Below are 23,892 nucleotides of genomic sequence, written 5' to 3'. Positions count from 1 at the left end.
AAGTCGGGCACTTTTGACCGTGGCGACGAACGACACTCGTATGGACTCAGAGCCGAACGCGGCCGACGAGTCGGAGAGCGACGGACTCGCCGCCGTCCGCCGCTACTACGACGCGCTCGACGAGCACGACTACGATGCGCTCGAGGCCCTCCTCCGCCCCGAGTTCGTCCAGCGCCGGCCGGATCGAACGTTCGAGAACCGCGAGGCGTTCGTCCGATTCATGGCCGAGGACCGCCCGAGTCCCGATACCAGTCACGAACTGGAGTCGACGGTCGCCGACGGAGATCGGATCGCGGTTCGCGGGCGCGTCGTCGAAGGTGAGCGGACCCTCTTCGAATTCGCGGACTTCTTCGCGCTCGACGACGGGAAGATCCGCCGCCTCGAGACGTATTCGCGGTGATCGGGTGCGTCCCGCACCGATGGCGTCTCGAGCAGGAGCTGGATCGACTGTTGTCGCGATTTGGTATCGCCGGGCAAGTGATCGGCGGAAGAAATTTCAGGACGAACGACCGGTTTAGAGATATGGTACATTGTCCTGAGTGCGACACGACGCTCTCTGCGGAATCCGAGATCGACTTCGTCGAAACCGAGTCGACGACCGGATTTATCGCGGCGTCCAAACGATTCTACGTCGCCACCTGTGCCACCTGCGGGGCGACGATCGGTAGCGGCGTCGCCGGTGCGAAAGCGTAGTTTCCCCCGCGATCGACGCGAGTCGGGAACCGTCGGCGGACCAGTAACCGAACGAACATTGCTCAGCCCAAGAGGGTTGATTTAACTAATAAGAACTCTAGGGGCCACTATGAGTCTGTCAGATTACGTCAGTGCCGTCGTCGCCGTCCTTCGTCGTCGGCCGGCCGACGTCCTGCCGATGTACGTCCTCGGCGCTGCGATCACCGCGATCGTCCGCGTCGTTCCGTTCGTCGCGATCGCGGTCGCCTACGTGCTTCTCGCGACGAGCGGCCGCCTGGACCCGATTCGAGCACAGCTCGCCGAACTGGACCCACCACCGACGGATCCGAACGCCGATCCCGAGGCGTACGACCGATTCCTGAGCGATATCGAGCCGATTTTCGAGCAGATACTGACGACGGAAATCGTCGCTCTCCTCGGCGTGACGGCCGTCGTGAGCGTCCTGCTCTTCGCAGTCCTGTCCGCCGCCGTCGCTGCGGGGCAGCTCGCAGCCTGTTACAGTCGGCTGCGGGACAATCGCGGGCTCGTAGCCGGTCTCGAGGGTGCGCGCCGCTACTGGCTGCGGTTTTTCGGCCTGTTCGTTCTCGAATTGGTGATCTGGAGCGGCGCACTACTGCTGGTCGTTTCCGGGGCGGCACTGTTCGCCGGCTCGATCTCGTTTGCACCCGCAACGGCGGTGTTGACGCTTCCAGTTGCCCTCCTGGGTGGGCTCGTCCTGTTCGTTCTGCTCGTCATCGTTCGGGCGGTGTTCGCGTTCGCACCGGCCGCAGTCGTCGTCGACGATGCCGGCGTCTTCGGAGCGGTACGGAACGCGGCCGGACTCCTCCGCTCACAGCCGGTCGAAGCCGTCTTCTACTATATCGTCGCGTTCGTGGGGGTGGGTGCGGTGGCCGGAATAACCGGTCTGCTCTCGCTCGTCGATGTCGTTACCATCGGGTCACTGCTTTCCATACTTGTCGTGCTTCCCGCCCTGGACCTACTGAAGACGGCCGTCTACTGCGGCTACCGGGATCGACTCGCACCGCCGGAATCGCCGTCGCTGTCGCTTCGCGATCAGTTCCGGGCCGGCCTCCGGCACGGCTGGACGGAGATGAGCGCGTTCGTCCGCTCGAATCTGGGGTTACACGCGCTCGCGGTCGGCCTGATTCTCCTCGGGTTCTGGATGGGATGGGCGGCCGCCGGTCCCCTCGTCGGTGCCGTCGACGCGTCGATCGCGAGCCGACTCGAGGGCTGGCTCCCGCCCGCGATGGCCCTCGAACTGTTCGGTAACAACTGGCTGGTCGCGCTCGTGACGGCGTACGCCGGGATCGCACTCGTCCTCCCGGCGATCGTTTCGTTGCTATTCAACGGCGTTGCTCTGGGTATCATCGCCCGCCTCGAGGTCGATCCCGTCGAACTCGCCGCCTTCGTCGTTCCCCACGGCATTATCGAGATTCCGGCGATCCTGATCGCCAGCGCGCTCGGCATCTCCGTCGGCGTGACCGCCTGGCGGACGTGGCGGGGTCCCGCCGGACGAACGGATCTCGCGGATGCGCTCGAGCGGGCGTTCTGGGTGCTCGTCGGGGTCGGCATACTACTCGCCATCGCGGCGGTCATCGAGGGGTTCATCAGTCCGTACTACTACCGGCTGTTCCTGTGACTCTCGGTCGGATTCGACCGAAATTCGGACTGTAAACGGTACAAGTCGCCCGTGAGTGGACTGCCGATCGATACGTTTTGACGGATGCCGACGTCCAGCCGCTACCGATAGGCCTCGAATTCCGTCCCGAACAGCAGGAAGTAGGCCGTCCCGACCAGGCCGATGACGGTCGCAACGGTGAACGCCGCGGTCGGATCGCCGGCGAACAGTTCGGCACCGGTCACCGGATTCGAGACGCCGCTCCACAGGAGCCCCCCGAGCGCGGCGCTCGGGATGACGATCACGTTCCGCAGGAGGTAGTACGCACCCGTCACCCGGCCACCGGTACCCAGCTCGGCGGGGCCGACGATCAGCGCTTTGTGCGCGGGCAGTCCCGCGAACCGCAGCCCCGAAAATGCGAAGAGACCCGCGAGGACGGCCGCATCGTCGGAGGCGTTGATCAACAGAATCGGAAAGACCGCGTAGACTGCAAAGCCCAGCGCGACGATCGGCTTGAGACCGACCCGTTCGGCGACTCTGGCGGCCGGAATCATCGTCACCAGGGCGACCAGCATTTCGATCCCCAGCAGGATTCCGAAGTACGACTGCGGCGAGAGGGAGACGGTTCCGACTACCGGGACCGAAACGGAGAGTCCGACCTCGAGAAACCGGGTCACGACGATGACGAAAAAGACGTAGACCATGCCGTTGGCGAACCGAACGAGCGTGTCGCCGACCAGCAGCGGTCGGAGCTCCGCGGGCATCGCCCGGAGATCCGCGAGCAGCTGCGTGACGCCTTCGAACTCCGTTCCGACGCTGTCCTCGTCGGGCCTGTAGAGAACGTGTTGGACGACCGTTCCGAGGACGCCGAAGACGATCGCGACGAGCAACACCAGTTGAAACGCGGTGACGATCGCGCCGTCGCTCGAGCCGAACGGGTAGAAGAGCGCGGCGGCGAGCAGCGGGCCGACGAGAAACGCCGTCCGGCGGAACGTTTCGGTGCTCGCGAAGCCGGCGGCCAGTTGCGAGGGCGGCACCGCTTGCTTGACGATCGCGAAGGTCGCCCCGAGCCCGAACGACTTCCAGGCCTGTGCGAGGATCAGGCCGACGAAGATCGCGACGACGGCCAGCGAGGTCGGACCGATCGTGGTCCCACTGAACGCGGGGGCGACCAGCCAGATTCCGAAGCCGACCGTCGAGCAGAGGCCGAACGCGGTCAGCGCGTACCGCGAGCCGATCCGGTCCGAGATCGCGCCGCCGGGATAGGGGTAAACCGCACTGATGACGTTCCCGAACGAGCCGAACAGGCCGATGACGACCGCCGACGCGCCCAGGGCCGACAGATACTCCGCCATGTACCGGTTGGTCATCTGGAACCCGAGGCTGAAGGCGAACATCGCCGCCGACAGGACGAGCACGTCGCGCTCGAGCGCCACGAACTGCCGCAACGGGTCGAGCGGATCGGCCGTCTCCTCCGATTCAGCCTGCTCGAGGCTCATAGCTATCGGTGCGTAGCGGACGGGCTTGAAATTTGGTCATCAGATGCCGCGTCTCGAGTCGGGGTTCGAACGTGTCGATGCTCCGGTCATGGACCCTCAGTCGGCCGTTCGTCCGGATCGTTGCGACCCGACACGACGCTCATCTCACCGCCGGATACGACAAAGGGAAGCGCTCATTAGCCAGTAGTGTGAGTTCCGGAACATGGCTTCGTGGAAGCGGGATTTCGCGAGTGGGCTGATCGTCCTCGTCCCGATCCTCATCACGCTCTATGCGATTTACTGGCTCTACGGTCTCGTCGCCGGACTGACACCCGGCCTGATTCTCGACGCGACGGATCTCGAGGCGCTTCTCCCGGGCGCGAGCCAGCAGACGCGTCAGCAACTCGCCCAGTTCCTCCGGGTCATCGTCGCGCTCACCGTCTTCATCGTCCTCACGTTCTCGGTCGGCTATCTGATGCGGACGACCGTCGGCGGCCTGGTCGAACGGCTCGTCGACAACGTCGCCAACAGGGTGCCCGTGATCCGCGTCGTCTACAACGCCTCGAAGATGGCCGCCGAGACGGCCTTCGGGGAGCAGGAATCGCTGCAGAAACCGGTCAAAATCGAGACCTGGGACGGGCTGCGGATGACGGCGTTCAAAACGGGGAAGGTCGCCGACGACGGCCGCGAGGTGCTCTTCTTGCCGACGTCGCCGAACATTACGACCGGCTACGTGATCGAGGTCGAGTCCGAGCGGATCACCGAACTCGACGAGGACGTCGAAGACGCGCTGACGCGCGTGCTGAGTGCCGGATTCGGCGACGCCAACCACCGCGGCATGGACGCCGGCGTCTCGATCGACGTGATCGACGAGGCCACGACCGACGGCACCGATCGGGCCGACCAGCAAAAGCGGGCCGACGACGACTAGAACCGAAATTTTACGCTGCGGTCGCGGCTTCGCCGCTCCCTCGGTAAAATTTCGATCAAAAGCACTCCTCCTTCCCCTCCACTTCGTTTCGGGTCAGTCGTCGGCCCGCTCGCTCGCCCTACGGGCTCGCTCGCGGCAGTACTCGGTGAAGCGCCTGCCCTCCCCCGAGTTGCGCGCCTCTCGCGGTGCTCGAGACGCGCTCCCGGCCACAACAATCGGTTTTCAAGCAAACAGAAAGGCAGTCAATTCGCCTGTTTCGAGAGCGATCAGGCGCGTTTGCTGGTAAAAGCGGTTCTCAGACGTCGACGTACTCGAACCACTCGTCGTACTCCGCGGGGGCCTGTTCGACGATGTCGAAGAACTGTTGCTGGATCTCTTCGGTGACGGGGCCGCGGGAGCCGTCGCCGATGACGACGTTGTCGACTTTTCGGATCGGGGTGACTTCGGCCGCGGAGCCGGTGAAGAACAGTTCGTCGGCGGTGTTGAGTTCGCCCCGCGAGATGGAGACGTCGTCGTGGACGGTATAGCCCAGGTCCTCAGCGATCTGAATGACGGAATCGCGAGTGATCCCGTCGAGGATCGACTCCGAGAGCCCGGGCGTGAAAATCTCGCCGTCGCGCACGAGGAAGATGTTCTCGCCGGGGCCTTCCGCGACGTTGCCCTCCTTGTTGAGAACGATCGCCTCCGCGTAGCCGTTCCGGCGGGCTTCCTCGCCCGCGAGCATGCTGTTGACGTAGAGGCCAGTGGTCTTGGCGTTCGTCGGAATCTGGCTCGAGGCGTGTTTCCGCCACGAGGAGATCATCACGTCGATGCCGTTCTCGAGGGCCTCTTCACCCAGATAGGCGCCCCACGGCCAGACCGCGATGGCGGTGCGCGTGGGACAGTCCTTCGGGCTGACGCCCAGCGAGTTGTAGCCGTAGTAGGCGATCGGGCGGACGTAACAGGAGGGAAGCTCCTGGCGCTTGATCAGCTCTTTCGTCGCCTCGGTGAGCTCTTCCTTCGTGAAGTCGATGTCCATCTCATAGGGCTTTGCGGACTGATAGAGCCGATCGAGGTGTTCTTCCCAGCGGAAGAGCGCCGGTCCGTTCTCGGTGTCGTAACAGCGCGCGCCCTCGAAGACGCCCGACCCGTAGTGGAGGCCGTGCGTGAGCACGTGGATCTCCGCGTCGTCCCAGTCCACGTACTCGCCGTCCATCCAGATCGTGTCGACGTCCATCTCGTCGAATCCCATGATCGTGATTGTTGCAAGCCACTGTACTAAGTGTTCGCGGTTCGACCCGAGCGCAGTCCCTTCGACGCCGTCGCTGCCGCCTCCGCTTCGTTGGCGGTCGGTGCTCGGCAGTCACTGGGTGACTCGAGAGGCACCAGAATCAGCGGCCTACCGACAGCGCTCGAGGACCTCGCTCCCCTCGAGGTAGGCGAAGCCGTGGCGGTCGGCGTAGGCGCGAGCGTCCGTCGGGGAGAGCGCCGCGCCGGTTTCGTCGTCGAGCATCTCGCAGACGACGACGGCGGGCGAGAGGTCGGCCGCGTCCGCGAGGGCGAGGCCGAGTTCGGTGTGGCCCTCGCGCTGAGCGAGCAGGTCGGGTGCGCCTTTCAGCAGGTGGACGTGGCCGGGAACGCGGAACTCCGCGGCGAAGTCGGTTTCATCGGGCGTCCCAGCGGCAGCGCCGAGCGCCCGAATAGTCGTCGAGCGGTCGTCGTCGGTGATCCCGGTGTAGGTGTCTCGGTGGTTGACCGTCAGCGAGAACGACGACCGCTCGTCGTATCCCAGTTCGTGGTCGCCGGTCGCGGGGTGATCGATCGCGTCCGAGTAGAAGGGGAGGTCGAACGCCTCCGCCGTCTCGTGGCCGAGGGCGACGCAGACCAGGCCGCCGGCGTCGTTGCGCAGCCGGGCGACGGCCTCGGGCGTTACGGCGTCGGCGTGGTAGATCAGGTCCGTCTCGCCCTCGCGGTCGGCCGCGTCGTGGACGAGGATCGGCTCGCCCGCGCGAAGCGACTCGAGGGCGTGCTCGAACGAATCCGCGGCGGCCGGCGCGTTCGATCCCGCCGTCGCCCCGTCCGCGTTCGACTGCGGCCCGGCGTGGTGGCCGGTCATTCGCGATCACCCACCGAGACGGTGACGTGATCGCCGTCCTCGAGGGCGAGTTCCTCGCGGAGCTTGTCGGGGGCGATGACCTCGAGCTGGTCGTCGTCGTGGTGGGTGCGTTCGGGGGCGATGGTGTAGGCGTTCTCGTAGACATCGCCGTCGGCCGTTTCGATCGTCGCGGGGTAACAGACCGCGGGGCCGTAGGTCCGCTCGTCGGACTCCCAGCCGTCGATCGGGACGGGCTCGAGCGAAGCCATGGCGCTGCGCCGGCGGACGCTGTCCTCACGAAGGTCGACGTTGAGCGTGCCGGGGAACGGCTCGTAGCCGAGTCGCTCCTCGAACTGGCGTTTGTAGCCCGACAGCGAGATGTAGTGGCGGCCCTCGCCCATGCCGCTGGTGATGGTCCCCTCGAGTTCGATCTGGGAGTCCGTCTCGAAGATGCGACGGTAGTCCTCGTACTCGGCGTGAAGGGTCCGCTCGCCCGTTTCGGTGATCGCGACCCACTGGCCGTCGCTGACCGTGTCGCGTTCGAGCAGGTCGGCGCCCTCGAGGCGCTGGAGCCGGCGCGAGGCGGTCTGATTCGACGCGTCGAGGCGGTCCGCGAGGTGAGAACAGGAGATTTTGACGTCGCCCTCGAGCCCGCCCTCGAGTGCGAGGAGTTTGAGCACGGCGAGTTCGTCGTGCCCGACGGCGGACTCGGCTATCACTGACATACGCGCATCTATACGCTACCCCGGTAAAAGCATACCGAATGTGGCATGCATAACGGAACTGTGACGCAGTTCACGAGCGTTTGTCGCGTGTTGGGAGGTCGGTGAGGGCGTGGAAAAAGCCACCGATCGGTGGGAGTGGGTCGAATCAACGCAGCGTATCGGCTCGACGTGACTTCTGTTCGGAAGACATCCGACTCGAGGAGGCGAGGGTGAGATACCGCGAGACAGAGTGAGCCGGAAATCAGCGTGAACCGAAAGATGGCCGAAATTATCGTGAACGAGGAGACGAACGCCATGCTATCGTGGCAACAGGGAATGGCCACGTCCTCCCCAGCCGATTCGTTCGGTCATTCTTCCCTCACTCATCCCTCGCGCGTATTCGAGCGACGACTCGCCGATGGCTCGCCGTCGCACCGCACGCGCCACCGCAGGGTTCACTGACGAACGGGCGAAATCCGTGGTCAGTCGCGCCGGATCGCTCCATTGCGGCCGCCGGACTCGAGACCGGAGACGACCACTGCTTGCACAATGCAAGCCATCTGGCTTTGCAGCGAACCGTTGACCGTTGAGGCGTACTCGCATGAAGCGCCTCCTCGAGGCTCTGTTCGGACTGGTTGCACTGACCGGCCTTCCGTATCTGATCTACCTCGGCGTCTACTACGTCAGCCGCCCTTCGGGAACGCCCGCCCACACGTGGCCCCGAGAGCCGTCGGTGAGTATCGTCCTGCCGACGTACAACGAAGCGGCGATCGTCGAGTCGAAACTCGAGGAGCTGGTCGAACTCGACTATCCGATGGACCGGGTCGAGATCGTCGTCGTCGACTCGAGCGACGACGGGACGGCGGAGCTGGTCGAGACCTTCTTCGCCGGTCGGCCCGAGCCGGACCTGACGCTCGTTCGGACGGCCGAACGCGAGGGACTCGCGCCCGCACTGAACGAGGCCTACGCGGCCGCGTCGAACGAGGTCGTCGTCAAGACCGACTGCGACTCGCGGCTCGCGTCGGACGCGGTCCGGCGAGCGGCCGCGAACCTCGCCGATCCCGACGTGGCCGCGGTCACCGGCCGCAACGCCGACGTCCTCGGTGACAGCGAGGTCGAGCGAGGGTATCGGGACGTCCAGACGATAATTCAGGTCCTCGAGTCCCACATCGACTCGACGCTGATCTTCCACGGGCCGTTCTCGGCGTTCGAGCGGGATGCCATCGTCCCGATCGACGAGGACTCGATCGCCGACGACACCGAACTCGCGCTAAAGATTCGACGCAACGGGGGTCGAGTCGTCTTCGATCCCGAGATCCACTACAAGGAGGCGGCTCACTCCGCGTTCGGCAAGCGCCGCCGGCAGAAGGATCGACGGGCGATGGGGCTCCTGCGACTGCTGTGGCGACAGCGCGACGCCCTCGGTCGCCACGGGGCCTACGGCCGCGTCGTCCTGCCGTTCAACTGGTGGTTCATGATCGTGTCCCCGTGTCTCGTCGCGACCGGAATCGCCGTGGCGACGGTCGGATCGCTGGCCATCCTCGGTCCCGTCGGACTGGCGACGCCGGCCGGCATCCTCGCCTTCACCGTGCTCGGCTCTCGCGACGCGCTCGGTCCCGCTCAGCCGCTGTACTCCCTGTTCGACGCTCAGATCTCGCTGTTCCGTGCGAGCATCTCGCTGCTGCGCGCTCGAGCCGCCGAGGACGACGACACCCACGACGGCACCTGGTCGCCGGACCGGGAGCTCCGGGAGGTGTTACAGTGACCGACGTGGCGATCCTGCACGATCGGTTCCCCGGCATCGGCGGCGGCGAGGAGTTCGCCATCGAGGCCGCCCGGGTGCTCGACGCACCGATCTACACGACCTACGTCGCCGAGGGAACGCCGATCCCCGACGACGTCGAGGTGATCCCGTTCCGGCAATCGAAGTACACGTCGCTCCCGTGGCGACCGTTCCTCGAGTGGAAAAACGAGGGCATGAATCCACTCGAAACGCTGAACGTGGCACTCGACATGACCGACGCCCACGAGGACCTCACCGAGTACGACGTAATCCTCGAGAGCGCGCCGCTGTCGAAATATTACGTCCCTGCGGTCGGTCAACGGATCGTCCACTACCCCCACAGCCCGCCGCGGTGGCTGTACGACCTCTATCGGGATCGGCTCTCGGCGTTCGATCTCCCGTTCGTCGAGACGGGGCTCAAGGCGTACGCGAAAGCGTGGCGGGCGCTGGACAAGGAGGCCAACGACTACGTCGACCGCTTCGTCGCGAACAGCGAACTGGTCCGCGATCGGATCCGGCGGTTCTACGGCCGCGACGCCAGCGTCGTCTATCCGCCGGTGACCGGCGACTGGCGCAACGACGGCGACGACGGCTACTTCCTCACGTGGTCCCGACTCGCCCCCGAGAAACGGATCGATCTGATCGCAAAAGCCTTCGCGGGACTCGACGAACGGCTCGTGATCGCCGGTGACGGACAACAGCGCGAGCGACTCGAGGCCATCGCCGCGAACTACGACAACATCGAGGTGCGGGGGTACGTCGCGGACATCGAGTCGCTGGTCGCGCGGGCCACTGCGGTCGTCTACGCGCCCAAGAAGGAGGACTTCGGTCTCGTCGGGGCCGAGACCATGATGGCCGGCAAACCCCTCCTCGGCGTCGACGAGGGGTTCACGCGGTACCAGGTCCAGAGCGGACGGACCGGGCTGCTCTTCGAACCGACCGTCGGATCCCTACGCGAGGCGGTTCGGCGGTTCGATCCCGCCGATTTCGACCCGGCAGAGATCAGCGCCGAAGCGAGGCGCTACGAGTACGACCGCTTCGCGGACGGGCTCCGCGAGGTTATCGAAGGAGACGCAGTCGCAGACAGCGACGTCCCGGAATCGGAACGAGGCCGGCGATCCGAGTGCACGAGGGACGCGACCCGACTCGAAAGAGGACACCGTGTCGGGGACGTCTCACCGCCGGCTGTCGACGCCGACGACGCCCGCGAGCTCGAGGAGGCGAGTGATCGATGACGGCGAAGACGACTACGCACGAGCCGGCCGACGCTGACGGCCGGACCGAGACCGGACCGTCGCGCCCGCGACGGGCGACGAGCGATCGGTGTCTGCTCTATCAGAACAGCGACGCACACCCCGCACATCGAGTCTTCGCCGACGCAGTGAGCGCCGATCGACGCCACTTCGAGACCGGGGAACGACCGCCCGAACCGGGCGGCAACACCGAGCGGACGGTCGATCGGCTCCGAACCGCCGGGACGCTGCCGGCGTACGAGACCGTCATCGCGGAGGGGAGCGCGCCGCTCCAGACCGGGCTCGCGTACAAACTGCGCCGGCCGGGAACGACCCTGATCTACCTCGCCGCGGACGAGACGTTCTACACCCTCTCCGAGCGGCCGACGCGATACCTCTGGCGCGCGCTCGAGCCGCTCTCGAGTCGGTTGCTCGACGGCGTGATCGCGGTCGGCCGCGACGCCTCCCGCTGGGCGCGACCGTACATCGGCGACGTTCCGACCGCGATCGTCCGGCCGCCGATCGCCGACGAGAAGTACGACCGCCTCGCGTCGCTCACCCCTCGATCACCCGCGGACCCGTTTACGATCCTCTCGGCGGGCGAAGCCAAACCCGCGAACGGCTACGACCGGCTCGCGCTGGCAGTCGAGCGATTCGCCGGGACCGTCGAGGCCGACGTTCGGCTGGTGGCACTCGGTGCGGGGCACGACGAGCAGCCGTACGCCGCCATGCCCCACGTCGTCACGCCCGGGTTCGTCGATCTGGACGCGTTCGCCGACTGGTTCGACCGCGCGAGCGTCTACGTTCAGTCGTCTCGGGGCGACGCGTTTCCCGTCGCCGCGCTCGAGGGGATCCTCTCGGGAACGCCGACGATCGTCACCGAAGCGACCGGCGTCCGGGAGCTCCTGCCGGCTCGACAGGTCGTCCCGCCGACCGAGACGGGCCTGTTCGACGGACTGGTGGCTCTCTCCGACCTCTCACCGACCGACCGACGATCCCTCGGGAGCGACCAGCGGAGCCTCGTCACCGACCTGACCGAATCGAACCAGCGGGAACGCTTCAGCGCCGCACTCGAGGAGTTCACATGACGGGGAGAGACCGACCGAACGTCGTCGTCCTCTGTCTGGACACCGTCAGAAAAGACGTCTACGACCGGTACGCGACCCGTCTCCGAGAGCTGGCGGCCGTCCGATTCGAGGGCATGCGGGCGCTGGCCGGCTGGAGCGTCCCGAGTCACGCCGGGATGCTGACGGGATCGGTTCCGTCGGAAACGGGCGTCCACGCGCGCCAGCGCCGGTTCGATCCGATCGACGTCGACGACACCTGGATCGCGCCCCTCTCGAGGGCGGGGTACGAATCGGTCTGCGTCACGTCGAACATCTACGCCAGCCCCGTCTTCGGGTTCGACCGCTTCTTCGATCGCACGGTCCCCATCTCGCCGAGTCGCCGGCTTCCCGCGGGGATGGACGTCCAGCAGCACATCTCGGACCGCTCGACCGACGGCGTGGAGGCCTACGCCGATTTCGTCCGTCAGGCCCTCGCGCACGAGCATCCCTTGCAGTCGCTGTGCAACGGCGTCCTCCTCAAACTGGACGACGTGAGCCGGAAGCTCCCGATCGAGAAACCGACCGATTTCGGCGGCCGGGCGATCGCGAGAACGCTCGAGCGCGAGGTCACCGAACCCGACGGTCCGGTGCTCGCCTTCGCTAACTTCATGGACGCACACGGTCCACACACCCCGTTTCGCGGGTTGGACGACTCGATCCACGGCGTCTCCGCCGGTTTCCACTCGAGTTCGTTTCGGGACTCGGACGTGAACGCCGCGGAGGGCCTCGGCGAGTTCGAATCGGACGTCGAACGCGTCCGCGGGCTGTACGCCGCGACGGTCGACTACCTCGACCGGGTCGTCGCGGATCTCGTGACCGCGCTGGCGGCCGGTGACGACCGCGAGTCGATCCTGATCGTGACGGCGGATCACGGCGAGAACCTCGGCTACGAGTCGGACGGCTACCTCATGAACCACATGAGCAGTCTCTCGGAAGGGCTGTTGCACGTCCCGTTCGACGTCGTCGCGACCGGTGACGGCGTCCTCGAGCCGGGGAACCGAGGCCCCGTCGACGTGAACGGGCTCAGTTCCCACGCCGACCTCGGTGACGTGATCCGGTCGCTGGCGAGCGGGGACCCGTTCGATCCGTTCGCTTTCGAGCGAGAACGTGCTCGCGCCGAGATCGTGGGATCAGGTTCCGGCATCCCGGAGGGCGGCGACGAGTCCTACTGGGATCGGGGACAGCGCGTCGTCTATCGGCGCGATCGGAAGTACTACCGCGACCGGCTCGGCACCGAGGCGGTGTACGACGTCTCCGGGCCGCCGTCGAAGCAGACCGAACGCCCCGAGGAGACGGTCCCAGAGGGGCTCTTCGAGTCCGCCTTCGGCGAGTGGGTCACTGACGACGACCACGGCGAACGGGCGTTCGCCGAGAATGTCGACGCGGCGAGCCGCGCCCGACTGGAGGATCTCGGATACCTATGACCGAACACGCGACGGAGACGACACTGTTAGTCACGGTCGACTCGCTCAGAACCGACCACGTCCAGTACATGCCCACCACACGAGACTTCCTCGAGGACACCCACGACGCCGCCTTCGCCACGAGCACCGCGACGCCCGGCAGCTTCCCGGCGATCATCGGCGGCGAGTATCCGACCGGCGACGGCCTCGAGTCGGCGGCGAGCGTCGCCCGCGCGTTCGACGCCCGCTGCGTCGGGATCACGACCAACCACCTGCTGTCCGCGGAGTACGGCTACGCGGCCGGTTTCGACTCGTTCACGTCGCCGAAAGGCGGCGGCGAGTCGCTGAAGGACAAGGGTGCAATCCTGCTCGAGCGCGGCTCGTTCCCCTACAAGATAGCGAGCTGGGGCTACAACCGATACCAGCAACTCCGGAGCTACGTCGAGGAGACGAACAAATCGTTCCGACCCGCCGACGAGGTCGTCGACCAGTTCCTGGCCGAGATCGACGACCGCGAGGAGTGGTTCGGGTGGCTACACTTCATGGAACCGCACCATCCCTACGATCCGGACGGCGCGGACGTCGACCGGGCGACGGCACAGCGGCTCAGCCGCCGCGTGCTCTCGGGTCGCGGGTCCGAGGAGGACGAGGCCGCCGTTCGCGACCTCTACCGACGGGAGATCGCCGACCTCGACGACCGTCTGGAGCGCCTGTGGGCCGCGATTCCCGACGACACGCGCGTCGTCTTCTGCGGCGATCACGGCGAACTGCTCGGCGAGGACGGACTGTGGGGCCACCCCGGCGAGATGCGCGCCGAACTCCTGAACGTCCCGTTCGGGACGCGCAACGCCCCCGATCTCGGCGAAGTCGTCTCGCTGGTCGACGTCCCGACGATCCTGACGGGAAGCGAACACGGGGTCGGCACGCTCGATCGGGAAACCGCATTCGCCGCCTACGGGGATCGAAAGGCCGCGATGACCGCCGATCACATCGCGACGGGCGACGGCACGTATCGCCTCGAGGACGGCGAGAGAGTCGAGGATCCCTCTCTCGAGCGGGAACGCGAGCGGTTCGATCCCGCCTACGTCGTCAAGGAGGACGCGCTGCAGGAGGATCTGGAGGATTTAGGATACGCATGACGGTCGTCGTCCTCGCGCTCGACGCGCTCGACGCCGGGCTGGTCGATCACTTCGACCTCGACGCCGTCCGCCTCGAGTCGGGCGGCGAGATCGAGACGTTCGCGAACACGCAGGCCGTCCCGTACACGCCGGAGGTCTGGGCGACCGTCGCGACCGGGCTCGAGCCGGCCGAACACGGGATCACCGGCGGCGGCACCAGCGAGTGGGCGAACCCAGCCCTCGATCTCGCGTCGACGGTCACGGGCCGCCTCGACGAATCGACTCGAGGGACCCTCGGCAAACTCGTTCGATCGCGGACCGGTACGCGCGAGCGCATCGGCGAGACGGACCGCGAGTCGATGTTCGACGCCGACGACGCGGTCGTCCACAACTGGCCGGGGGTCCACGACGGCCGGCCGCTCCAGCGCGCCTGGGACCTGATGAACGCCGTGGCGGAGGGGATGCCACGCCGCGAGTTCGAGCGCGAGCTGTTCGGGCTCTGCGCCCAGCAGTTCGGCTGGGCCCGCGAGATGCTCGCGCACCCGGTCTCGATCGCCGGCGTTCACGTCCACACGCTGGACGCGGCGGGCCACGCCTACGCCGACGACGAGGCCGCACTGGGCCGCGCCTACGACCGCGTCGGCGAGTTCGTCGAAGAGATCGTCGCCGCCCTCGGCGAGGACGACGACCTCCTCGTCGTCAGCGATCACGGCATGCGCGCCGCGTTCTACCCGCCCGACGCGGGCGAGAAGCCGGCGAGTCACTCCTGGCGCGCGTACGCGAGTTCCACTGCCGAGACCTGCCCGGACTCGGTTTACGACGTGCGACGGTGGGTGGAAGAACGTGCTGGGGACGCGGGTACGGACGCGACCGGCCCCGACGAGGACATCGATATGCCCACCGACCGCCTGCGCGAACTCGGCTATCTCGACTGACACCGGGATCGAGCCTCGATTCGAAGGCTTCTCGGGTCGATATCGATGCCCTAGCGTCCCGTTCGAACTCGCCCCAGATGTCTAAATGGGACGATAGCGGGGTGTAGCCCCTCCATAATTATCACCGGTTCCGGTGGAGGGGTCCGCAATGCGAATCCTGCTTCTGCGGACGTGGACGACGAACATCGGGAACGGCTTCATCGACTACGGGGCGAGGGCGATGCTCGAGAACGCGTTTCCCGACGCCGAGATCGTCGAAACGGGGGGCTATCCGAACCACGCGTCGGACACCGCGGCGCTGTGGGGCGGCACCCGGAAGCTCGCGCGAATGACAGGGTACGATCGATCCACCTACGAATCGCCGACGCACCCGCTTCGACGGAACACGGTGCATATAAGCGAGCTGATCGACGCCGATCTGGCCGTCCTCCCGGGCTGTGTCCTCTCGAGACCGACGTTCCGGAAGTACTTCGATACGCTCCGACAGCTCAGGGAGCGGGACGTTCCGATCGTCGTCGTCGGCGGGGGCGGCGAGAAGTACGACGACGACGAACGGCGGTACGTCGAGGCCGTGTTCGACGCGCTCGACATCGATGTCCTGCTCACGCGGGACCGGACCGCCTACGAGGAGTACGGCGACCTCGTCGAGTACCTGTACGACGGCATCGACTGCTCGCTGTTCCTGGGCGACCGTCACCGGCCGCCCGAGGCGAATCGGGCGTTCGACGTCCATACGTTCGACAAGGAAGAGGAGCCCGACGTCGGCGGCTCGCGGACGGTCATCAGACCCGATCACGCCCCCTTCGACGAACCGTACCACTTCCCTGTCGGCGAACGGGCGCGGGAACTGGTCGGCCTCGAGACGCCGCCCTTCGAGGTCGAAAACGCCTTCGTCTCCGATCTCGTGACCGATTACCTCTTCCTCTACGCCAACGCGGACGTAGTGCGCTCCGACCGGATCCACGCCTGTCTCCCCGCCCTGACCTACGGCAACAGGGCGCAGTTCTACTTCGAGACGCCGCGAGCGAACCTGTTCGATCGGGTCCCCATCGACGGCGACGTCACGAGCGAGCCGGTTCGGTTCGATATGGACGCCCTCGAGCGCGAGAAAGAAGCGCAGGTCGAGGCGCTCGAGGACGGGATCGCGACGGTGCTGTGAGTATGACCGGGAACCGACGGCCGATAGCGCCCTCGGTGACGCTCCGGGTCGAAACGGTATCCTCCCGGCCGGAACCGACGTGCAATACCGCGTTCCGTTCTCCTGCCGGGGGCAGGTTCTTTGTGAGGGGTCTGGTAGGATGAGCGGAACCGCGACCATGGGAAACGACCCGTCGATCGCCCTCGTCGTGCTCGATACGCTTCGAGCGGATTCGTTCAACGAGCACTTCGACTGGCTACCGGGCGTGCAGTTCGCGAACGCGTGGAGCACGAGCCACTGGACGGCACCGGCCCACGCCTCGCTGTTCACCGGCCTGTACGCGAGCGAGGCCGGCGTGACGATCAAATCGCAGGACTTCGACCGACACACGACGCGCCTCCCCGAACTCCTCCGGGACCGCGGCTATCGGACGCGCGCGTTCAGCTGTAACGTCAACGTCTCGGAACGGTTGGGCTGGCACCACGGATTCGACGAGTTCGACGGCGGCTGGCGGCTCCGCGGCCTCGGCGAGAACGTCTTCGACTGGGACGCCTTCATCGCCGACCACCAGTCCGCGGGACCGGAGCGGTACCTCCGGGCGGTCTGGCGGTGCGTCGACGGCGACTGCGACACGACCCAGTCGCTGAAACAGGGGGCCCTGATGAAGCTCCGAGATATGGGGCTCAAGGGACGCCACCGCGACGACGGCGCGGCGGAACTGCTCGAGTACGTTCGCGACCGGTCGTGGAACCGCGAACGCGAATTCCTCTTCGCGAACCTCATGGAGGCCCATCGGCCGTACGACCCGCCGGACGAGTACCGAACCGATCCGGACGAGGACCCGCCGCACTTCGACGGCGTGAAAGCCACGCTCGAGGAACCGCCGTACGATCCGGCGCGGATCGCCACCGCGTACGACGACGCCGTCCGATACCTGTCGGACATTTACCGGGACATCTACGCGGAACTCGCCGCCGAGTTCGACTACATCGTCACGCTCGCCGATCACGGCGAGGCCCTGGGCGAGTACGGCGCGTGGGAACACGGCAGCGGGCTCTACCCGCCCGTCATGACGGTCCCGCTCGTCGTCTCCGCACCCGGACCGCGCGCCGACCATCGGACGCCCGATGCGAACGGGGAGCGAGCGACGCGGGACGCCCTCGTGAACCACCTCGACGTCTACGCGACGCTGCTCGACCTCGCCGGCGTCGAGACGGACCGTCGTCGCGGCGAATCGGTCCGGCCGCTGCTCTCGAGCGATCCGCCCGCGCTGGAGCCGCGATCGAGCGCGCTCGCGGAGTTCCACGGGATCTCCAGACGGCGGCGACTCTCGCTCGAGGAGGACGGCTACGAGGTCGCCCCGGTCGACACCGAACGCCACGCGCTCGCGACGGCCGACTGCTACTACTTCGAGGATCTGACCGAGAACCGCACCATCGGGGACTGCGACCCGGCGGCCCTCGAGTCGGAACTCGATCGGCGGGTCGCTGACCTCGAGCGGCGCGAGGGCCTCTCCGAGGCCGATCTCTCCGGGCTCGAGTCCCAGCTCGAGGAGCTGGGGTATCTGTGACGGTGATCTCGCCCCGAGCGATCGACCGGTCGGCGACGGGTCCGGCTGGCCATCGTCGGTGCGGCGGGCTGAACGAGTGCGAACGGGTCCCCGGAAGCGATGAGTGATGCGACGTCGGTCAGTCTCGGCGGCGAGACGGTCAAGGCGACGGCCGCGAAGTTCACGATGGCCGCGATCGGCTTTCTCGGAACGATCGTCTTCGCGCGGGCGCTCGGGCCGACCGGGTTCGGCGGCTACTACCTCCTCTTTTCGCTGGTGAAGATCGCCGATCGGGCGGTCAACGGGTGGGGAACGGCGGTCAAGAAGCGGTACTCGGAGGCCGACGCCCCGTCGGGGGAGCTGATCGGCAGTCAGGGCCTGTTCACGCTGGTGTGGATGGCACTCGCCGTGGTAGTTGCCGTCATCACCTCGAACCGGCTCGTCTCCTACACCGGGCTCCCCGAAGCGCCGATACTGTTCGTCCTCTTGCTGTTCGCGGTCACGCTCTTCGAACCGCTCGATCTGATCGTCCAGGCGCGCGGCCGCGTCGGGGCCTCGATGTGGACCGACACGCTTCGATCGGTGCTCACCTTCCCGATCCAACTGGGCCTGATCCTGATCGGGTTCGGCGCGGCCGGCATGGCCTACGGACTCGCCGCCGCGACGTTCCTGACGGTTCCGGTCCTCTGGTACTTCGTCCGAACGCGGCCGGTCGCTCCGTCTCGAGAGACCGTCGCGAGCCTCTGGTCGTACGCCAGGTACAGCATTCCGAACTCGTTTCTCGGGCAGGCCTACGACCGCTTCGACATCATCCTTCTGGGCTACCTGCTCGCACCCGCCGCCGCCGGCCACTACGAGGTCGCGCTCAAGCTCACGGTCCCGGCGACGTTCGTGACGATGGCCGCCTCGAGCGGGCTGATGGCTCGCGTGAGCCGCCGTCACAGCGAGGGCGAGACGCTCGGGACCGACGTCTCGAACACGCTCTCGTTTACGAGCATCATCGCGATCCCGATGTTCTTCGGAGCCGTCGCGATGCCGGAACGACTCGTGGTGACGCTCTTCGGGTCGGAGTACGCCGCGGCCGCGACGCTGCTCGTCGGACTCGCGGCGTACCAGATCGCGAAGACGCAGGCCGGCGTGCTCACGAGCGTGCTCTACGGGATCGACCGACCGGACGTCAACACGCGGATCTCGGCGCTGACGCTGGCGATCAACGTCGCCCTCGGCGTCGCGCTGACGCTCGCCTACGGCGCGATCGGCGTCGTCGTCGCGACGGTCGTCGCGGAAACCCTCCGCTACGCCCTCTCCGCCGTCGTCGTCAAGCGCGAGCTGTCGACGGTCGTCCTGTTCCCGCGGACGTTCGGCGAACAGCTCGCGGCCGGGCTCGTGATGTTCGCCGTCATCGTCCCGCTAGAGCGCGCCGCCACAATCGATCACTGGTATCAGCTCCTCGCGATCGTCGCGCTGGGTGCGGCAGTGTACGGCCTCACGCTGGCGGCCATCAGCCGAAAACTCCGCGTCACGATCAGAGGCGTCGTCCGCAGTTCGCGACTCGAGCTGTGGTGAGCGGGCTACAGCTCTCGGTCGATATAGTCCCCGATCGCGGCGACGCGGTCGGGATCGTACGTCCAGAAGCCGTCCCAGATGCGCCGTTCGGTCTCGAGGCAGACCAGCGCGATGGGGTCGCTGATCGGGTCCTCGGCGGACGCCGCGGCGTCGTCCGGTTCGTAGACGACGAACCAGCCGTCGCGGTACTCCTCGCTCGTTCCGGTGTGGACCGTCACGTCGAGGTCCACTGTCGTGCCGTCGTCGATCCCGTAAACGTGCGTGTCGACGTCCGTGTCCGCTATCTCGGTATAGACGTCTCGAGTCCCGATCTCGTCGCCGATTCGCGAGAGCCGCTGGAACGCCGATCGGAGCGTCCCGCTCCCGGCCGCCCAGGCGCGTTGTTCGATGAATCGGGAGACGAGTATCAGGAGGAGCTTCTCCTTGTCGGACAGCGGGTAGCCACAGAGTTGCAGTCGCGTCTCGTCGAGGTTCGCGAGGACGGCCGGGAGTTCGATCTCGCCGACGCCGCGCGCGCCGGTGATGAACAGATCGGAGTTGATCGCGAGGATCGCGTCGTACAGCTCGAGCATCGGCGAGGCGGCGACCGGCCGGCCGTCCTCGAAGAGGAGGGCCGTATCCCCGTCCGATTCGAGCGCGGCGTCGATTTCCGGGGGGAGGTCCGAATCGGGCGGGATCGTCACGCCCGACTCGACGTCGATCGGCTGGTTCTCGAAGGTATCGGCGAGCATCCGATCGAGAGGCCCCGACGCATCGTCGTTGAGGACGGCGATCCGCCGGTCGTGCGAACCGACGTCGTCGATGAACGATCGGAGGGTCACCTGAGGGAGTTCTTCGGTTCGGCACGTAAATGTTCTCGCCGACTCACGTCTCGAGTACTCAGTCGCCCGTGACCGGATCGCGCTCCCAGAACTCGCTTCCCTTCTGCAGCTTCGGGACCCACGTATCGCTGGTCTTCGAGATGAGGGCCACGCGGGAGGCCGGCACGCCCATCACTTCCTCGAAACCGGGCATGTGTTCCCGAACGTCCTCGGCGAACGCGACGACCTCCTCGTGGTCGGGCATCGCGGTCCGGTCGAGACGGCCTCGCGAGTGGCCGACGTGCATGTACGCCTTCAGTTCGATGAAGTCCGGATCGGCCTGCTGGTAGAACCCGGCGTACCAGTCGGGATTGCGCATGTTCTCGCCCTTGACGAGCGTCGTCCGGAGCACGGTTCGGGTGTCGTCTTTCTCCGCCAGGACGTGCATCGTCTCGAGGAGGTTCTCCCAGGCGTCGTCCTCCATCGCGCCGACGACCTCGTCGAAGGTGTGGCGCTCGGGGGCGTCGACGCTGACGTAGAGCTGGGTCGGGTCGCAGTCCCGGAGCATCTCCGGGCGGGTGCCGTTCGAGACGAGGAAGGTGGTGATATCGCGGTCGTGGAAGGCCTCGATGAGTTCGGGCAGGTAGGGATAGAGCGTCGGCTCGCCGTCCAGCGAGATGGCGACGTGGCGGGGTTCCATGGCCTGTTCGAAGACCTCGCGGGGAACCTCCTCGTTACCGCCGAACCCCGAGAGGAGCTTCTTCTGGAGTTTGATCGAGGCGTCGACGACGGCCTCGGGGTCGTCCCACTGGACGTCGTCCATCTCGTAGGAGTGGCCCTTGTGATCGCGCCAGCAGAAGACACAGCGCTCGTTACAGCGGACGACCGGCGTCATCTGGATGCAGCGGTGGGACTCGATTCCGTAGAAGATGTTCTTGTAACACTTCCCCTCGCCGCGCATGGCGTTGGCCGTCCAGCCGCAGGTCTGGGCGGCCGTGTGGTTCTCGCTGTGGTAGTCCGGACTCGAGACCTGTGCCGGCCCGCCGTCGTCGCCGTCGCCGTCGGCGTCGGCAGTGGCGTCGCCCGCTCCGTCGCGCCCGGAACTCGCGGAGTCGCTCATGTTGCCAGTCGTTACACGGGCGCAGTCAAAAGGCGTGCGGTGTCCCGACCGGTCACTCGTCGGGTCGGCGATCGCCCGCGGACTCGTCGCCGGGGCCGTCAGGGAGGGCGTGGGGATCGGCGGGTTCGTCGCCGTGTTTCGTATCGTCGCGTTCGAAGAGGTAGAGCGCCGGCCCCGCGATCACGATCACGAGCAAGCCGGGAATCGGCACGTCCGGCGGGCCCAGATACGTGGCGAGCCCGCTTCCGGCGGTGACGACCACGAACCCGGCCCACAGCGCGGGCCTCGAGACCCCGACACGGGTCGCGTCCCGATAGACGGCGACGGCACCGCCGAGGACGATGGCGACCCCGACGACGGCGACTGCGATAACCTGCTGCGAAACCATGTATCGACGTATACCGCCGGCCACAGGTCAGTGTAGCGATTCGGAGGCCGTTCGCTCCGGATCGCCGCTTCGTACGAAAGCCGCGTCCTCTTGCCCCGTCCGGTGCAAGCCTCGACGATGATCGGAGCCTACACCATCGGCAAGAAAGCGGTCACGTTCGGCTACAAACGCTACGGCGTCCCGGGTGCCGTCGCGTCCGGTGGCGCGGCGCTGGCGGGGTACCTGATCGTCCGGCGAGCACTGAAGTCGTCGACGGACGGCGACACCGCCGATTCGGCGATCGACGCGAGCGAGATCCAGTCCGCCGTCGAGGAGAAGGGGCTGGGCGCGGTGACCGACAAGGGGACCCTCGACCGAGCGATCGACGAGGAGGAAGTCGGCTCCGCGTTCGACATGGACGACGTCCAGTCGTCGGCCGAGGAGGAAACCGACGAGTTCGCCGATAGGACGGGCGACGGTGACTCGAGCGCCGGGAACTGATCGCGCCGTCTATTCGACGTCCACCTACTATTCCCATGACTCAGAGAGAGACGACCGAGACAGGTGCTGAGGCCGCCGTCGAGACGGAACGACGCGAACCGAGGGCCGGACGCGAGTACGTCTCGCGGGCGGGACGATACGTCCGTGGCGTCATCGAATCCGGCGTCCCGGCCGGCGTCGTCGGCGGTGTGAGTCTCTTCCGGGGCGTCCGAGCGTTCCGCCGAGGCGATCTCGAGCGCAGCTTCGGGCACGTTTCGCTGGGCGGCGTACTCGTCGCGATCGGCCTCGCCCAGCGGCAGTCGTCCCGGAGCCACAGCGGCGATCGGACTGCCGTCGACCAGACGGACGTCGTCAGTACCGGCCCTGACCTCGGCGACATCGAGGAGCGAGACGGCCGCAGTCAGGGCGCGAGCGGTGAGGAGGCAGGGCGGGTCGCCGGCAGCTCGATCGACATCGAGGACGCCGGCTCGAGTCCCGGACTCGACAGCGACGTCGACGCGACGGCGACCGACCGGTCGGACGTCGCGGCGAGCGGTATCGACGAGGAGCGCCTCGCCGACGCTTCGAGCGAGCCTGCGGAGGCCGAAACCGAACCCTACGAGCGGCTGGGCGCGGCGGCGTTCGACGAACACAGCAGCGAAGTCCCGGTCCCACAGCGTGCGTTCAACCGGAATATCCTGTCCCTCAATTCGGAGGCGTTCTGGGGGATTCGCGACGGTGACGACGCCGTCTTCGCCTCGCAGGAATTCGATCTGATGCGGGACGGCGACGAAATTCGGTACGTCGCCAGCAGCGAGATCGACGGCGATCGAACGCTGACCATCCCCGACGCCGTGTTGGACCACTGGGATATCGTCGCCGGAGGCGGGATGGCCGTCGCCGGCGGCGACGACATCGCGTTCGTCACGTCGGACTCGCTGCAGGCGGACGGTCAGGTACGACTCGTCCCCGAACGGTGGATCGAGGACGTACTCGGTGACGGCGAGTAGGGGGCAGTATCGCCCAGTTACGCCCCGCCGTTCCGTACCCGCTCGAGCACAGCGAGCGTCCCGTCGGCGTGGATCTCCTCGAGCACCTCGTCGGCGGCCGCTTTCGCGGCCTCGTCGGCGTTGGCGACGGCGAAGCTCCGACCGACGGCCTCGAACGTCGAGACGTCGTTGATCGAGTCGCCGACGGCGACGCAGTCTCCGAGATTGACGTCGACGTGGTCGGCGATCGTCTCGATTCCCTCGCCCTTGTTCGGCGCCGCGTCCTTGACGTGGTAGGCGTAGCCGGTGTCGATCACCTCGAGGCCGTGGCTCGCGGCGATCTCGCGCAGCGGGTCGATCGGTTGCTCGAGGTTGACGGCGATCTCGGTTTCGCGCCAGCGGTTGACCGTGTCTTCCGGCCCCCAGCCGAGGTCGTAGCCGGCGGCGCGGTACTCCTCGGTGACGGCCCGGGCGGCTTCCCGATCGGCGGTGAAGAAGACGTCGTCGCCGGTGTAGACGACCCCGCCGTTCTCGGCGACGACGAGTTCGGGAATCCCGATGAAGTGACAGAGGGCGACCGGGTACGGGAACGCCTTCCCGGTGGCGACCACGACCGGTGCGTCCCACTCGCGGAGGGGATCGAAGACGCGGGGGTCGATACCCCAGCCCTGCGGGCGGGTCAGCGTGCCGTCGATGTCGAGGACGAGCGGCGGATCGACTGTCATAACCGGTACTCGAGGGCCGAGCAGCCTAAAAAAGTCGGTTCCGCGACGCGGATAGCGACGAAATCGGTCGTCGCGTCGAACGC

General features: G+C 66.8%; 23 protein-coding genes. 15 read left to right on the top strand and 8 right to left on the bottom strand.

Annotated elements, in window-relative coordinates; translation table 11 throughout:
* Nucleotides 1-40: 40 nt before the first annotated feature.
* The 3 genes from NDI89_RS00945 (at nucleotide 41) to NDI89_RS00935 (ending at nucleotide 2,332) form a co-directional block, all read left to right on the top strand.
* Nucleotides 41-400 (top strand): nuclear transport factor 2 family protein, encoded by a 360-nt coding sequence (locus tag NDI89_RS00945; RefSeq protein ID WP_277519614.1) that lies wholly within the window; start codon nucleotides 41-43, stop codon nucleotides 398-400.
* Between the two features lie 122 nt (nucleotides 401-522).
* Nucleotides 523-693 carry a hypothetical protein gene (locus NDI89_RS00940; RefSeq protein ID WP_277519612.1) on the top strand — a complete coding sequence of 57 codons (171 nt, stop codon included), beginning with the start codon at nucleotides 523-525 and terminating at the stop codon, nucleotides 691-693.
* 109 nt (nucleotides 694-802) lie between these two features.
* On the top strand, nucleotides 803-2,332 hold the full coding sequence (locus NDI89_RS00935; RefSeq protein ID WP_277519611.1) for a stage II sporulation protein M: 1,530 nt from the start codon (nucleotides 803-805) through the stop codon (nucleotides 2,330-2,332).
* A 101-nt stretch (nucleotides 2,333-2,433) separates the two neighbouring features.
* Here the strand turns inward: NDI89_RS00935 and NDI89_RS00930 are convergent, their stop codons facing one another.
* A complete protein-coding gene (locus tag NDI89_RS00930) occupies nucleotides 2,434-3,810 on the bottom strand; it encodes an MFS transporter (RefSeq protein WP_277519610.1) in 1,377 nt (458 codons plus the stop codon).
* Nucleotides 3,811-4,012: 202 nt separating this feature from the next.
* Between NDI89_RS00930 and NDI89_RS00925 the strand changes: the two genes are divergently transcribed.
* A complete protein-coding gene (locus NDI89_RS00925; RefSeq protein WP_277519608.1) occupies nucleotides 4,013-4,720 on the top strand; it encodes a DUF502 domain-containing protein in 708 nt (235 codons plus the stop codon).
* A 295-nt stretch (nucleotides 4,721-5,015) separates the two neighbouring features.
* Here the strand turns inward: NDI89_RS00925 and NDI89_RS00920 are convergent, their stop codons facing one another.
* From NDI89_RS00920 to NDI89_RS00910, 3 genes are all read right to left on the bottom strand, one after another.
* Nucleotides 5,016-5,951 carry a branched-chain amino acid transaminase gene (locus NDI89_RS00920; RefSeq protein WP_277519607.1) on the bottom strand — a complete coding sequence of 312 codons (936 nt, stop codon included), beginning with the start codon at nucleotides 5,949-5,951 and terminating at the stop codon, nucleotides 5,016-5,018.
* Between the two features lie 147 nt (nucleotides 5,952-6,098).
* Nucleotides 6,099-6,815, bottom strand: a complete 717-nt coding sequence (gene ribB, locus NDI89_RS00915; protein ID WP_277519606.1) for a 3,4-dihydroxy-2-butanone-4-phosphate synthase — start codon at nucleotides 6,813-6,815, stop codon at nucleotides 6,099-6,101.
* Nucleotides 6,812-7,519 carry a CTP-dependent riboflavin kinase gene (locus NDI89_RS00910; RefSeq protein ID WP_277519605.1) on the bottom strand — a complete coding sequence of 236 codons (708 nt, stop codon included), beginning with the start codon at nucleotides 7,517-7,519 and terminating at the stop codon, nucleotides 6,812-6,814. The genes ribB and NDI89_RS00910 overlap by 4 nt, the downstream gene beginning before the upstream one ends.
* A 580-nt stretch (nucleotides 7,520-8,099) precedes the next feature.
* Between NDI89_RS00910 and NDI89_RS00905 the strand changes: the two genes are divergently transcribed.
* The 9 genes from NDI89_RS00905 (at nucleotide 8,100) to NDI89_RS00865 (ending at nucleotide 19,328) form a co-directional block, all read left to right on the top strand.
* Nucleotides 8,100-9,263: a glycosyltransferase gene (locus tag NDI89_RS00905; RefSeq protein WP_277519604.1), complete on the top strand. Its 1,164-nt coding sequence runs from the start codon at nucleotides 8,100-8,102 to the stop codon at nucleotides 9,261-9,263.
* Nucleotides 9,260-10,516 carry a glycosyltransferase gene (locus tag NDI89_RS00900; protein ID WP_277519603.1) on the top strand — a complete coding sequence of 419 codons (1,257 nt, stop codon included), beginning with the start codon at nucleotides 9,260-9,262 and terminating at the stop codon, nucleotides 10,514-10,516. Before NDI89_RS00905 ends, NDI89_RS00900 begins: the two co-directional genes overlap by 4 nt.
* On the top strand, nucleotides 10,513-11,601 hold the full coding sequence (locus tag NDI89_RS00895; protein WP_277519602.1) for a glycosyltransferase family 4 protein: 1,089 nt from the start codon (nucleotides 10,513-10,515) through the stop codon (nucleotides 11,599-11,601). Before NDI89_RS00900 ends, NDI89_RS00895 begins: the two co-directional genes overlap by 4 nt.
* The gene (locus NDI89_RS00890; protein WP_277519601.1) at nucleotides 11,598-13,043 is read left to right on the top strand and encodes a sulfatase-like hydrolase/transferase; all 1,446 of its coding nucleotides are present in this window, start codon (nucleotides 11,598-11,600) and stop codon (nucleotides 13,041-13,043) included. Before NDI89_RS00895 ends, NDI89_RS00890 begins: the two co-directional genes overlap by 4 nt.
* Nucleotides 13,040-14,161 carry a sulfatase-like hydrolase/transferase gene (locus NDI89_RS00885; RefSeq protein WP_277519600.1) on the top strand — a complete coding sequence of 374 codons (1,122 nt, stop codon included), beginning with the start codon at nucleotides 13,040-13,042 and terminating at the stop codon, nucleotides 14,159-14,161. Before NDI89_RS00890 ends, NDI89_RS00885 begins: the two co-directional genes overlap by 4 nt.
* Complete coding sequence (locus tag NDI89_RS00880; RefSeq protein WP_277519599.1) at nucleotides 14,158-15,075, top strand: alkaline phosphatase family protein; 918 nt, start codon at nucleotides 14,158-14,160, stop codon at nucleotides 15,073-15,075. Before NDI89_RS00885 ends, NDI89_RS00880 begins: the two co-directional genes overlap by 4 nt.
* A gap of 148 nt (nucleotides 15,076-15,223) precedes the next feature.
* A complete protein-coding gene (locus NDI89_RS00875; RefSeq protein ID WP_277519598.1) occupies nucleotides 15,224-16,234 on the top strand; it encodes a polysaccharide pyruvyl transferase family protein in 1,011 nt (336 codons plus the stop codon).
* Nucleotides 16,235-16,373: 139 nt separating this feature from the next.
* The gene (locus NDI89_RS00870; protein ID WP_277519597.1) at nucleotides 16,374-17,783 is read left to right on the top strand and encodes a sulfatase-like hydrolase/transferase; all 1,410 of its coding nucleotides are present in this window, start codon (nucleotides 16,374-16,376) and stop codon (nucleotides 17,781-17,783) included.
* Nucleotides 17,784-17,882: 99 nt separating this feature from the next.
* Nucleotides 17,883-19,328, top strand: coding sequence for an oligosaccharide flippase family protein (locus NDI89_RS00865; RefSeq protein ID WP_277519596.1), 1,446 nt, complete (start codon nucleotides 17,883-17,885; stop codon nucleotides 19,326-19,328).
* A gap of 5 nt (nucleotides 19,329-19,333) precedes the next feature.
* Here the strand turns inward: NDI89_RS00865 and NDI89_RS00860 are convergent, their stop codons facing one another.
* The 3 genes from NDI89_RS00860 to NDI89_RS00850 are packed head-to-tail and all read right to left on the bottom strand — an operon-like array spanning nucleotide 19,334 to nucleotide 21,636.
* Entirely contained in the window at nucleotides 19,334-20,149 is an 816-nt protein-coding gene (locus NDI89_RS00860) for a DICT sensory domain-containing protein (RefSeq protein ID WP_277519595.1), read from the bottom strand.
* A 58-nt stretch (nucleotides 20,150-20,207) separates the two neighbouring features.
* On the bottom strand, nucleotides 20,208-21,248 hold the full coding sequence (twy1, locus tag NDI89_RS00855; protein ID WP_277519594.1) for a 4-demethylwyosine synthase TYW1: 1,041 nt from the start codon (nucleotides 21,246-21,248) through the stop codon (nucleotides 20,208-20,210).
* A 52-nt stretch (nucleotides 21,249-21,300) separates the two neighbouring features.
* Nucleotides 21,301-21,636 carry a hypothetical protein gene (locus NDI89_RS00850; protein WP_277519593.1) on the bottom strand — a complete coding sequence of 112 codons (336 nt, stop codon included), beginning with the start codon at nucleotides 21,634-21,636 and terminating at the stop codon, nucleotides 21,301-21,303.
* A 117-nt stretch (nucleotides 21,637-21,753) separates the two neighbouring features.
* Here NDI89_RS00850 and NDI89_RS00845 point away from each other — a divergent pair, with 117 nt between their 5' ends.
* Nucleotides 21,754-22,116 (top strand): hypothetical protein, encoded by a 363-nt coding sequence (locus NDI89_RS00845; protein WP_277519592.1) that lies wholly within the window; start codon nucleotides 21,754-21,756, stop codon nucleotides 22,114-22,116.
* Nucleotides 22,117-22,151: 35 nt separating this feature from the next.
* Complete coding sequence (locus NDI89_RS00840) at nucleotides 22,152-23,105, top strand: hypothetical protein (protein WP_277519591.1); 954 nt, start codon at nucleotides 22,152-22,154, stop codon at nucleotides 23,103-23,105.
* Nucleotides 23,106-23,122: 17 nt separating this feature from the next.
* Here NDI89_RS00840 and NDI89_RS00835 read toward each other — a convergent pair whose 3' ends face one another.
* The gene (locus NDI89_RS00835) at nucleotides 23,123-23,809 is read right to left on the bottom strand and encodes an HAD-IIB family hydrolase (protein WP_277519590.1); all 687 of its coding nucleotides are present in this window, start codon (nucleotides 23,807-23,809) and stop codon (nucleotides 23,123-23,125) included.
* Between the last annotated feature and the right edge of the window lie 83 nt (nucleotides 23,810-23,892).

It is taken from the genome of Natrinema salsiterrestre (assembly GCF_029502005.1).
In the GTDB taxonomy this organism is placed as follows: domain Archaea; phylum Halobacteriota; class Halobacteria; order Halobacteriales; family Natrialbaceae; genus Natrinema; species Natrinema salsiterrestre.
Note: the sequence above shows the minus strand (reverse complement) of the source record. Positions and strands in the feature narration are given on the sequence as shown.